The following is a 12,251-nucleotide window of genomic DNA, read 5'->3' on the forward strand; positions in this document are numbered from 1 at the left end:
AAGCTTGGCGCCTATGCTGGCAAAAGTCATGCCTTCGGTGGTCAGCATCAGTGTTGAAGGTAGTACTACTGTGAATAATTCGAGAATGCCGCCACAGTTTCAGGATTTTTTTGGAAAAAGCTCCCCATTTTGTCAAGAGGATTCTCCATTCCAAGACTCTCCTTTTTGCCAAAGAAGTTCCCCATCGATGAAAGAAAAATTCAAGGGATTAGGCTCAGGAGTAGTTATAAATGCCAATAAAGGCTATATCGTGACCAATTACCACTTAGTCGAAAACGCCAATAAAATTCAAGTACAGTTAGATGATGGTCGTCAATATAATGCAGAAGTGGTTGGTAAGGATCCGCGTACTGACATTGCATTACTACAATTAAAAAATTTTAAAAATTTAACAGCGGCTAAAATGGCGGATTCTGATGAACTACGTGTGGGAGATTATGTTGTCGCTATAGGTAACCCTTATGGCTTGGGGGAAACCGCCACATCAGGAATTGTTTCAGCGCTGGGAAGAAGTGGTTTAAATAGAGAAAATTATGAGAATTTTATTCAAACTGACGCGGCGATCAACCGTGGTAATTCAGGCGGAGCATTAGTGAATTTAAATGGTGAACTCGTTGGCATGAATACTGCTATTTTAACGCCGGATGGAGGCAACATTGGTATTGGATTTGCTATCCCCAGCAATATGCTTAAAGATTTAACAAACCAAATGGCGAAAGGGGGGGAAGTAAAACGGTCTGAATTAGGGATTGTAGGGGCTGAACTTAATGCTGAATTAGCGAAAGAAATGAATTTAAATGTTCAAAAAGGTGCATTGGTCACTCAAGTTTTACCGAAGTCTGCCGCCGAGAAAGCCGGTATTAAAGTAGGGGACACCATCGTCAAAATAAACGATAAACCTTTGAATAGTTTCTTTGAACTCAGGGCTAAAATTGGCACATTACCAGTAGGAAGCAATGTGACTTTAGGTCTGTTACGTGATTCAAAATTAATTTCACTGAAAGTGATTTTAGAAGAAAGTGTTCGTGATAAAATCGAGTCCGAAAATATTGCGGGTATTCAAGGGGCGGAATTAAGCGACTTTTCGGGTAAAGGCGTAAAAGTCAACAATGTCAAAGCTGGTAGTACTGCCGCCGCCTTGGGCTTAAAAAAAGGAGACATTATTACTCATGTCGCCCAGAAAAAAATTAAAAATATCGCTGAGCTACGCAAAATCCTTGATAAAAAATCTCATCTATTAATACTGAATATCGAACGTGGTGAAGAAAAACTTTTAATCATCATTCAGAATAAATAAATCTATCTTCCCCTCCCTGTACAAAAGCGGGAGCGAAGTACCTCACTCGACCTCTTTCAAAACCAGATCGAGGTCTGTGTCGTCAAAGTGATAGCGCTGCCGACAGCAATAATACACAGATTTATGAATCACGACGAGCTTGCTGGTTTATCAGTACATCAAAGAGACCATCATTATGAATAAACTTTTTTATTAGCTTTAATTTTTCAGTTATCTTTAGCGATGGGTTCTGTTTCAATGCCTTTGAGTAAACTTAGAAATGCTTTATTAAAAGAGATTTGTTTAAAACAAAACAACAACACGGATCTAAATTATATTTTAGTACGACAACAGGAAAATTTATGAAAAATGAATCTCAATTGAATAGGATTAAATCAGTTTTGACGTTTTTATCTCAAAAATTTCCACGTTGTTTTGTGCTTCAAGGCAAAGTACGGCCTCTAAAAATTGGTATTTTTCAAGATTTAACTGAACGTTTGCAAGGAGATGAATTGACTAAAACACAATTACGCTCAGCTGTGCGTTTTTATACTTTAGGCTGGCGTTATCTTTTTTCGATGAAATCAGGAGCCAAAAGAATTGATTTAGAGGGGTTTTCATGCGAAACGGTTGAAGAACAACACGAGAAACACGCGCAAAAACAGCTTTCAGACGCAAATATACGTCGACAAAAAAGAAAAAATGATGCCCAAATGAACAAAAAGTCTCAAGCCATTGTAAACCGTGACCAACTTGGGTGATGAATAAATTGATGAAACTGCGATTTACCACTGGTTTATTTTTTTTATATTTCGTATTTAGCAGTTATGCCAAAAGTACTGTTTATAATATTGAGAGTCTGCCTCAGCTGCATCAAGAGGTACAGCACGCTACTGTGAGTCAACGTGTGGTGTCGCATTTGATGTATTCTCATTATCGTCAATTTAATTTAGATCAGGCTTTTTCAAACAAAATTTTTGACTGCTACCTTAATATGCTAGATCCTCGTCACAATATATTATTGACTTCTGATCTTGATCCATTTATGGAAAAAAAATCTTTTTTGGCTAATGAGTTAAAATCAGGTCATTTGTCGATGGCTTACGATTTATTCAATATTGTTCAAAAACGTCGCTTCGAGCGTTATCAATATGCTCTGTCTTTATTAGAAAAACCTATGATGTTTACGGGTAAGGATAGCATTGAAGTTGATCGTTCAAATACCCCTTGGCCATCAAATGAAAATGAGCTCAATCATCTTTGGGATCTCAAGGTGAAGTTCGAACAATTGAATCTCAAATTAGCAGGGAAAACAGACAGTGAAATTAAAAAAACTTTGATCAAGCGTTACCATTTTGCCCTAAAAAATCTGATACAAACCAATAATGAAGATGTATTTCAAATAATTATGAATGCTTTTGCTCGTGAACTTGATCCCCATACAAGTTACCTTTCCCCTCGTAATACAGATCAGTTTAATATAGAAATCAGTTTGTCTCTCGAAGGCATTGGGGCAGTACTACAAACTGATGGAGAGTATACGACAATAAGATCTATGATTCCTGACGGGCCAGCCGCAAAAAGCAAAGTGCTTTCGGTTGGTGACCATATTGTTGGGGTAGGGCAAATGAATCAACCGATAGTGGATGTTGTGGGCTGGCGTTTGGATAATTTGGTTGCCCTGATCAAAGGCCCTAAAGGGACAAAAGTACGTTTAGAGATTTTGTCTGGGGATAAAAATAAAAAACCCAAAACCGTGACACTAACGCGAGAATTTATCAAGTTCAAAGATCGTGCTGTAAAAATGTCCGTTAAAAGCACGGGTAAAGGTTTAAATAAAGAAAAAATCGGGATACTAAAAATTCCTGGGTTTTACATTGGCTTGACACAAGACGTAAAAAAACAATTACAACAAGCGCATAATCAGCATCTCAGCGGTATTGTGATTGATTTACGGGGCAACGGTGGAGGTGCATTAACAGAAGCTGTGGCTTTATCCGGTTTATTTATTTCTGGTGAAACCATCGTACAAATCAAAGATAATCACGATAAAATCCGAGAACAAAAAAAGAGCGATTCAAAAGTTTATTATAAAGGCCCACTTGTCGTATTGGTTGATCGTCACAGTGCCTCTGCCTCTGAAATATTTGCAGCGGCTATGCAAGATTATGGCAGAGCGTTAATTGTAGGGGAGCGCACCTTTGGGAAAGGCACAGTGCAACAGCATCGCTCTTTAAATAGTTTTTACGATAGGGTATTACATCCAGAATGGCCTGAAATGGGATCAATACAATATACCATTCAAAAATTTTATCGAGTCAATGGAGGCAGCACTCAAATTAAAGGGGTTATACCCGATATTCTGATGCCAACAGAAATAGATCCTTCAGAAACAGGTGAAAGCTTTGAAAAGAATGCGTTACCTTGGGATAGCATTCAAGCCATCAAATATACTAAACAGCCTGATTTAGAATCGATGAAACCTATTTTGTTAAAAAGTCACAAAAAACGAATTCAAGATGATCCTGAATTTAAAAATATTGAGCAGGATATTGCTCGTTATCATATTTGGAAAACAAAAAAAAATACCGTATCTCTTAATTATATTGAACGCATGAAAGAGAATATGGATGAAGACCGTATACGCTTAGAGCGTTTAAATCAGCGTTTTATAAAAATGGGGAAAAAACCCTTAAACTCTTTGAAACAGCTGCCTAAAGATTATCAACCCCCTGATCCTTATTTGGATGAAAGTGTTCATATTGCAATAGATTTAGCTCACTTGAAAAAGGGGAAAAAATCTTTTAAAACTGATTCAATTTATCAAGAAACACAAGCTCAACATTTTTATTAATTTACATTTCTTTTTTTATTATTTTTTATTAATGATCAGGAAATCACTTTTTATGATGCGTCTTATTTTATTTATTTTTACTAACTTAGCAGTCATGTTGGTTTTCGGGGTGATATTGAGTCTGCTGGGAATTGAATCCAGCAGCGTCTCTGGTCTTATTATTATGGCCGGCCTTTTTGGATTTGGGGGCGCTTTTATTTCATTACTGATATCGAAATGGATGGCACTGCGTTCAGTGGGAGGCAAAGTAATAGAAACACCGAATAATGAGACGGAGCGTTGGTTGGTAGATATGATTCGGAGACAATCTCAATCTCTAGGTGTTGAGATGCCTCAAGTCGCTATTTATGAAGCACAAGATATGAATGCTTTTGCAACGGGCGCGCGACGTAATGCTTCTTTGGTGGCTGTCAGCACTGGTTTACTACAAAATATGAGCCGTGATGAAGCAGAAGCTGTCGTTGCGCATGAAATGAGTCATATTTCTAACGGTGACATGGTCACGATGACTTTGATTCAAGGCGTAGTTAATACTTTTGTTATATTTATCTCTCGTTTGCTTGCTCAAATTGTCTCTGGTTTTATGTCGGATCAGCGTGAAGGTGAACAAAGCTCACCGAATCCGATGGTGTACTTCCTCGTTTCTACGGTATTAGAATTAGTATTTGGCATACTTGCCAGTATCATCACTTTATGGTTTTCTCGTCACCGTGAATTTCATGCAGACGCAGGGGCCGCCAAACTGGTCGGACGTCAGAAAATGATATCGGCTTTAGAAAGACTTAAAAGTAGCTATGAACCGCAGGAAGCCAATAGCTTGATGGCATTGTGTATTAACGGGAAAACCAAAGCTTTCAGTGAATTATTCATGACCCATCCTTCTATTGAGAGACGAATTGCAGCGCTAAAATCCGGACAGTATTTACAATAGTGAAAAACAATTCATTTTTTCAATAATTACCGTATTAATTTTGAGTGATGAGTAGGGTTTTATAACTGAGTATATTTAAAATAGAAATGAATAAATTAATCATCATTATTGTCATTTTAATGCTGATGGGTTGTCACTCGTCTCATATGATAGACCGTTGTGATTATAAAGTAGATACTCGTTATCCTGCAGCAGGAAAAAATAATAGAATCAACTCGATAGTGTTACATTACACGGCTCTTAATGATGAAAAATCTCTTAAAGTATTGACTCAACAAAAAGTGAGTGCTCATTATCTTATCCTGATAAATCCAAAAAAAATTGGCAATAAACCAGTTGTTTTACAGCTTGTCCCTGAAGACAAACGAGCTTGGCACGCAGGGTCCAGTTATTGGCGCAATCGCACAAACTTAAATGATACTTCTTTAGGGATTGAGATTGTTAACTTAGGATACAAGCCAATGTTTTTTGGGAAGCGCTGGTATCCCTTTAATGATCAGCAGAGAGTCCTTATTGAACGTTTAACTAAAGATCTTGTTAAACGATATGATATAAAGCCCACCAATGTGCTCGCTCATAGTGATATTGCTCCGTTGAGAAAACATGATCCAGGTCCTTTATTTTTTTGGGAAAGGCTTGCAAAAATAGGTGTTGGAGCCTGGCCAGATCAGGTTGTTGTAAAAAAATATATAGGACCCCGAAATATAAAAGATCTTGCTTCTGTTGCTAACATCCAAAAATTGCTCGCTCAATACGGCTATACCATTCCCCAAACGGGCCAATTAGATCCCGACACAAAAAAAGTGAACAGCGCATTTCAAATGCATTTTAGGCCTTCTGATTTCAGTGGAAGACCAGATGCCCAAACCGAAGCGATTGCAGCCGCTTTGCTTGAAAAATATTCATTTTGAGGTGATTTTCACGAAGCATGGGACACGTTTAATATAGAGCTGGCTTCTAAACGCATTTTTAAAGATCTACTATTGGCAGTCGCATGATATTTATAAAGATTTAGAAAAGATTAATGGTACCTGAACGATAAAAATGCGTTTAGAAGCCAGCTCTATATTAAACGTGTCCCATGCTTCGTGAAAATCACCTCAAAATGAATATTTTTCAAGCAAAGCGGCTGCAATCGCTTCGGTTTGGGCATCTGGTCTTCCACTGAAATCAGAAGGCCTAAAATGCATTTGAAATGCGCTGTTCACTTTTTTTGTGTCGGGATCTAATTGGCCCGTTTGGGGAATGGTATAGCCGTATTGAGCGAGCAATTTTTGGATGTTAGCAACAGAAGCAAGATCTTTTATATTTCGGGGTCCTATATATTTTTTTACAACAACCTGATCTGGCCAGGCTCCAACACCTATTTTTGCAAGCCTTTCCCAAAAAAATAAAGGACCTGGATCATGTTTTCTCAACGGAGCAATATCACTATGAGCGAGCACATTGGTGGGCTTTATATCATATCGTTTAACAAGATCTTTAGTTAAACGTTCAATAAGGACTCTCTGCTGATCATTAAAGGGATACCAGCGCTTCCCAAAAAACATTGGCTTGTATCCTAAGTTAACAATCTCAATCCCTAAAGAAGTATCATTTAAGTTTGTGCGATTGCGCCAATAACTGGACCCTGCGTGCCAAGCTCGTTTGTCTTCAGGGACAAGCTGTAAAACAACTGGTTTATTGCCAATTTTTTTTGGATTTATCAGGATAAGATAATGAGCACTCACTTTTTGTTGAGTCAATACTTTAAGAGATTTTTCATCATTAAGAGCCGTGTAATGTAACACTATCGAGTTGATTCTATTATTTTTTCCTGCTGCAGGATAACGAGTATCTACTTTATAATCACAACGGTCTATCATATGAGACGAGTGACAACCCATCAGCATTAAAATGACAATAATGATGATTAATTTATTCATTTCTATTTTAAATATACTCAGTTATAAAACCCTACTCATCACTCAAAATTAATACGGTAATTATTGAAAAAATGAATTGTTTTTCACTATTGTAAATACTGTCCGGATTTTAGCGCTGCAATTCGTCTCTCAATAGAAGGATGGGTCATGAATAATTCACTGAAAGCTTTGGTTTTCCCGTTAATACACAATGCCATCAAGCTATTGGCTTCCTGCGGTTCATAGCTACTTTTAAGTCTTTCTAAAGCCGATATCATTTTCTGACGTCCGACCAGTTTGGCGGCCCCTGCGTCTGCATGAAATTCACGGTGACGAGAAAACCATAAAGTGATGATACTGGCAAGTATGCCAAATACTAATTCTAATACCGTAGAAACGAGGAAGTACACCATCGGATTCGGTGAGCTTTGTTCACCTTCACGCTGATCCGACATAAAACCAGAGACAATTTGAGCAAGCAAACGAGAGATAAATATAACAAAAGTATTAACTACGCCTTGAATCAAAGTCATCGTGACCATGTCACCGTTAGAAATATGACTCATTTCATGCGCAACGACAGCTTCTGCTTCATCACGGCTCATATTTTGTAGTAAACCAGTGCTGACAGCCACCAAAGAAGCATTACGTCGCGCGCCCGTTGCAAAAGCATTCATATCTTGTGCTTCATAAATAGCGACTTGAGGCATCTCAACACCTAGAGATTGAGATTGTCTCCGAATCATATCTACCAACCAACGCTCCGTCTCATTATTCGGTGTTTCTATTACTTTGCCTCCCACTGAACGCAGTGCCATCCATTTCGATATCAGTAATGAAATAAAAGCGCCCCCAAATCCAAAAAGGCCGGCCATAATAATAAGACCAGAGACGCTGCTGGATTCAATTCCCAGCAGACTCAATATCACCCCGAAAACCAACATGACTGCTAAGTTAGTAAAAATAAATAAAATAAGACGCATCATAAAAAGTGATTTCCTGATCATTAATAAAAAATAATAAAAAAAGAAATGTAAATTAATAAAAATGTTGAGCTTGTGTTTCTTGATAAATTGAATCAGTTTTAAAAGATTTTTTCCCCTTTTTCAAGTGAGCTAAATCTATTGCAATATGAACACTTTCATCCAAATAAGGATCAGGGGGTTGATAATCTTTAGGCAGCTGTTTCAAAGAGTTTAAGGGTTTTTTCCCCATTTTTATAAAACGCTGATTTAAACGCTCTAAGCGTATACGGTCTTCATCCATATTCTCTTTCATGCGTTCAATATAATTAAGAGATACGGTATTTTTTTTTGTTTTCCAAATATGATAACGAGCAATATCCTGCTCAATATTTTTAAATTCAGGATCATCTTGAATTCGTTTTTTGTGACTTTTTAACAAAATAGGTTTCATCGATTCTAAATCAGGCTGTTTAGTATATTTGATGGCTTGAATGCTATCCCAAGGTAACGCATTCTTTTCAAAGCTTTCACCTGTTTCTGAAGGATCTATTTCTGTTGGCATCAGAATATCGGGTATAACCCCTTTAATTTGAGTGCTGCCTCCATTGACTCGATAAAATTTTTGAATGGTATATTGTATTGATCCCATTTCAGGCCATTCTGGATGTAATACCCTATCGTAAAAACTATTTAAAGAGCGATGCTGTTGCACTGTGCCTTTCCCAAAGGTGCGCTCCCCTACAATTAACGCTCTGCCATAATCTTGCATAGCCGCTGCAAATATTTCAGAGGCAGAGGCACTGTGACGATCAACCAATACGACAAGTGGGCCTTTATAATAAACTTTTGAATCGCTCTTTTTTTGTTCTCGGATTTTATCGTGATTATCTTTGATTTGTACGATGGTTTCACCAGAAATAAATAAACCGGATAAAGCCACAGCTTCTGTTAATGCACCTCCACCGTTGCCCCGTAAATCAATCACAATACCGCTGAGATGCTGATTATGCGCTTGTTGTAATTGTTTTTTTACGTCTTGTGTCAAGCCAATGTAAAACCCAGGAATTTTTAGTATCCCGATTTTTTCTTTATTTAAACCTTTACCCGTGCTTTTAACGGACATTTTTACAGCACGATCTTTGAACTTGATAAATTCTCGCGTTAGTGTCACGGTTTTGGGTTTTTTATTTTTATCCCCAGACAAAATCTCTAAACGTACTTTTGTCCCTTTAGGGCCTTTGATCAGGGCAACCAAATTATCCAAACGCCAGCCCACAACATCCACTATCGGTTGATTCATTTGCCCTACCCCAACAATATGGTCACCAACCGAAAGCACTTTGCTTTTTGCGGCTGGCCCGTCAGGAATCATAGATCTTATTGTCGTATACTCTCCATCAGTTTGTAGTACTGCCCCAATGCCTTCGAGAGACAAACTGATTTCTATATTAAACTGATCTGTATTACGAGGGGAAAGGTAACTTGTATGGGGATCAAGTTCACGAGCAAAAGCATTCATAATTATTTGAAATACATCTTCATTATTGGTTTGTATCAGATTTTTTAGGGCAAAATGGTAACGCTTGATCAAAGTTTTTTTAATTTCACTGTCTGTTTTCCCTGCTAATTTGAGATTCAATTGTTCGAACTTCACCTTGAGATCCCAAAGATGATTGAGCTCATTTTCATTTGATGGCCAAGGGGTATTTGAACGATCAACTTCAATGCTATCCTTACCCGTAAACATCATAGGTTTTTCTAATAAAGACAGAGCATATTGATAACGCTCGAAGCGACGTTTTTGAACAATATTGAATAAATCGTAAGCCATCGACAAATGACCTGATTTTAACTCATTAGCCAAAAAAGATTTTTTTTCCATAAATGGATCAAGATCAGAAGTCAATAATATATTGTGACGAGGATCTAGCATATTAAGGTAGCAGTCAAAAATTTTGTTTGAAAAAGCCTGATCTAAATTAAATTGACGATAATGAGAATACATCAAATGCGACACCACACGTTGACTCACAGTAGCGTGCTGTACCTCTTGATGCAGCTGAGGCAGACTCTCAATATTATAAACAGTACTTTTGGCATAACTGCTAAATACGAAATATAAAAAAAATAAACCAGTGGTAAATCGCAGTTTCATCAATTTATTCATCACCCAAGTTGGTCACGGTTTACAATGGCTTGAGACTTTTTGTTCATTTGGGCATCATTTTTTCTTTTTTGTCGACGTATATTTGCGTCTGAAAGCTGTTTTTGCGCGTGTTTCTCGTGTTGTTCTTCAACCGTTTCGCATGAAAACCCCTCTAAATCAATTCTTTTGGCTCCTGATTTCATCGAAAAAAGATAACGCCAGCCTAAAGTATAAAAACGCACAGCTGAGCGTAATTGTGTTTTAGTCAATTCATCTCCTTGCAAACGTTCAGTTAAATCTTGAAAAATACCAATTTTTAGAGGCCGTACTTTGCCTTGAAGCACAAAACAACGTGGAAATTTTTGAGATAAAAACGTCAAAACTGATTTAATCCTATTCAATTGAGATTCATTTTTCATAAATTTTCCTGTTGTCGTACTAAAATATAATTTAGATCCGTGTTGTTGTTTTGTTTTAAACAAATCTCTTTTAATAAAGCATTTCTAAGTTTACTCAAAGGCATTGAAACAGAACCCATCGCTAAAGATAACTGAAAAATTAAAGCTAATAAAAAAGTTTATTCATAATGATGGTCTCTTTGATGTACTGATAAACCAGCAAGCTCGTCGTGATTCATAAATCTGTGTATTATTGCTGTCGGCAGCGCTATCACTTTGACGACACAGACCTCGATCTGGTTTTGAAAGAGGTCGAGTGAGGTACTTCGCTCCCGCTTTTGTACAGGGAGGGGAAGATAGATTTATTTATTCTGAATGATGATTAAAAGTTTTTCTTCACCACGTTCGATATTCAGTATTAATAGATGAGATTTTTTATCAAGGATTTTGCGTAGCTCAGCGATATTTTTAATTTTTTTCTGGGCGACATGAGTAATAATGTCTCCTTTTTTTAAGCCCAAGGCGGCGGCAGTACTACCAGCTTTGACATTGTTGACTTTTACGCCTTTACCCGAAAAGTCGCTTAATTCCGCCCCTTGAATACCCGCAATATTTTCGGACTCGATTTTATCACGAACACTTTCTTCTAAAATCACTTTCAGTGAAATTAATTTTGAATCACGTAACAGACCTAAAGTCACATTGCTTCCTACTGGTAATGTGCCAATTTTAGCCCTGAGTTCAAAGAAACTATTCAAAGGTTTATCGTTTATTTTGACGATGGTGTCCCCTACTTTAATACCGGCTTTCTCGGCGGCAGACTTCGGTAAAACTTGAGTGACCAATGCACCTTTTTGAACATTTAAATTCATTTCTTTCGCTAATTCAGCATTAAGTTCAGCCCCTACAATCCCTAATTCAGACCGTTTTACTTCCCCCCCTTTCGCCATTTGGTTTGTTAAATCTTTAAGCATATTGCTGGGGATAGCAAATCCAATACCAATGTTGCCTCCATCCGGCGTTAAAATAGCAGTATTCATGCCAACGAGTTCACCATTTAAATTCACTAATGCTCCGCCTGAATTACCACGGTTGATCGCCGCGTCAGTTTGAATAAAATTCTCATAATTTTCTCTATTTAAACCACTTCTTCCCAGCGCTGAAACAATTCCTGATGTGGCGGTTTCCCCCAAGCCATAAGGGTTACCTATAGCGACAACATAATCTCCCACACGTAGTTCATCAGAATCCGCCATTTTAGCCGCTGTTAAATTTTTAAAATTTTTTAATTGTAGTAATGCAATGTCAGTACGCGGATCCTTACCAACCACTTCTGCATTATATTGACGACCATCATCTAACTGTACTTGAATTTTATTGGCGTTTTCGACTAAGTGGTAATTGGTCACGATATAGCCTTTATTGGCATTTATAACTACTCCTGAGCCTAATCCCTTGAATTTTTCTTTCATCGATGGGGAACTTCTTTGGCAAAAAGGAGAGTCTTGGAATGGAGAATCCTCTTGACAAAATGGGGAGCTTTTTCCAAAAAAATCCTGAAACTGTGGCGGCATTCTCGAATTATTCACAGTAGTACTACCTTCAACACTGATGCTGACCACCGAAGGCATGACTTTTGCCAGCATAGGCGCCAAGCTTGGAAGTGCCTGCTGACTATGAGAAAGCATTGTTTCAGCAGCTTTGACAGGTATTGTTCCGATTGTTAACCCTATGTTTAATGCGAGCACACTCAAGGCTAAAGTCATTTTTTTTATGG

Annotated in this window: 10 protein-coding genes; 5 read left to right on the plus strand and 5 right to left on the minus strand. The window is 37.7% G+C overall.

Annotated features, from left to right (window positions below; genetic code table 11):
- The 5 genes from HDEF_RS06655 to HDEF_RS06675 all read left to right on the plus strand — a co-directional run.
- A partial coding sequence (locus HDEF_RS06655; protein WP_086935042.1) for a Do family serine endopeptidase occupies positions 1 to 1,297 on the plus strand: 1,297 nt, incomplete at its 5' end.
- A 278-nt stretch (positions 1,298 to 1,575) separates the two neighbouring features.
- Positions 1,576 to 2,037, plus strand: a complete 462-nt coding sequence (gene proQ, locus HDEF_RS06660) for an RNA chaperone ProQ (protein ID WP_234809370.1) — start codon at positions 1,576 to 1,578, stop codon at positions 2,035 to 2,037.
- Positions 2,037 to 4,130 carry a carboxy terminal-processing peptidase gene (gene prc / locus HDEF_RS06665; protein ID WP_015873877.1) on the plus strand — a complete coding sequence of 698 codons (2,094 nt, stop codon included), beginning with the start codon at positions 2,037 to 2,039 and terminating at the stop codon, positions 4,128 to 4,130. Before proQ (HDEF_RS06660) ends, prc (HDEF_RS06665) begins: the two co-directional genes overlap by 1 nt.
- A 52-nt stretch (positions 4,131 to 4,182) precedes the next feature.
- A complete protein-coding gene (gene htpX / locus HDEF_RS06670) occupies positions 4,183 to 5,061 on the plus strand; it encodes a protease HtpX (RefSeq protein WP_015873878.1) in 879 nt (292 codons plus the stop codon).
- Between the two features lie 86 nt (positions 5,062 to 5,147).
- On the plus strand, positions 5,148 to 5,972 hold the full coding sequence (locus tag HDEF_RS06675) for an N-acetylmuramoyl-L-alanine amidase (protein ID WP_015873879.1): 825 nt from the start codon (positions 5,148 to 5,150) through the stop codon (positions 5,970 to 5,972).
- Positions 5,973 to 6,161: 189 nt separating this feature from the next.
- Here HDEF_RS06675 and HDEF_RS06680 read toward each other — a convergent pair whose 3' ends face one another.
- The 5 genes from HDEF_RS06680 to degP all read right to left on the minus strand — a co-directional run bounded on the left by HDEF_RS06680 (position 6,162) and on the right by degP (position 12,249).
- Complete coding sequence (locus HDEF_RS06680) at positions 6,162 to 6,986, minus strand: N-acetylmuramoyl-L-alanine amidase (protein ID WP_015873879.1); 825 nt, start codon at positions 6,984 to 6,986, stop codon at positions 6,162 to 6,164.
- Positions 6,987 to 7,072: 86 nt separating this feature from the next.
- Positions 7,073 to 7,951, minus strand: coding sequence for a protease HtpX (gene htpX, locus HDEF_RS06685; protein WP_015873878.1), 879 nt, complete (start codon positions 7,949 to 7,951; stop codon positions 7,073 to 7,075).
- A gap of 52 nt (positions 7,952 to 8,003) precedes the next feature.
- Complete coding sequence (prc, locus tag HDEF_RS06690) at positions 8,004 to 10,097, minus strand: carboxy terminal-processing peptidase (RefSeq protein WP_015873877.1); 2,094 nt, start codon at positions 10,095 to 10,097, stop codon at positions 8,004 to 8,006.
- On the minus strand, positions 10,097 to 10,558 hold the full coding sequence (proQ, locus tag HDEF_RS06695) for an RNA chaperone ProQ (protein ID WP_234809370.1): 462 nt from the start codon (positions 10,556 to 10,558) through the stop codon (positions 10,097 to 10,099). The genes prc (HDEF_RS06690) and proQ (HDEF_RS06695) overlap by 1 nt, the downstream gene beginning before the upstream one ends.
- 278 nt (positions 10,559 to 10,836) lie before the next feature.
- Entirely contained in the window at positions 10,837 to 12,249 is a 1,413-nt protein-coding gene (gene degP / locus HDEF_RS06700) for a serine endoprotease DegP (RefSeq protein WP_044612540.1), read from the minus strand.
- Positions 12,250 to 12,251: the final 2 nt, after the last annotated feature.

The organism is Candidatus Hamiltonella defensa 5AT (Acyrthosiphon pisum) (genome assembly GCF_000021705.1).
Classification (GTDB): Bacteria; Pseudomonadota; Gammaproteobacteria; order Enterobacterales; family Enterobacteriaceae; genus Hamiltonella; species Hamiltonella defendens.

Coding starts and splice junctions, on each gene's coding strand:
- prc (WP_015873877.1), top strand. CDS start 2,037: ATGAATAAATTGATGAAACTGCGATTTACCACTGGTTTATTTTTTTTA.
- htpX (WP_015873878.1), top strand. CDS start 4,183: ATGATGCGTCTTATTTTATTTATTTTTACTAACTTAGCAGTCATGTTG.
- HDEF_RS06675 (WP_015873879.1), top strand. CDS start 5,148: ATGAATAAATTAATCATCATTATTGTCATTTTAATGCTGATGGGTTGT.
- HDEF_RS06680 (WP_015873879.1), bottom strand. CDS start 6,986: ATGAATAAATTAATCATCATTATTGTCATTTTAATGCTGATGGGTTGT.
- htpX (WP_015873878.1), bottom strand. CDS start 7,951: ATGATGCGTCTTATTTTATTTATTTTTACTAACTTAGCAGTCATGTTG.
- prc (WP_015873877.1), bottom strand. CDS start 10,097: ATGAATAAATTGATGAAACTGCGATTTACCACTGGTTTATTTTTTTTA.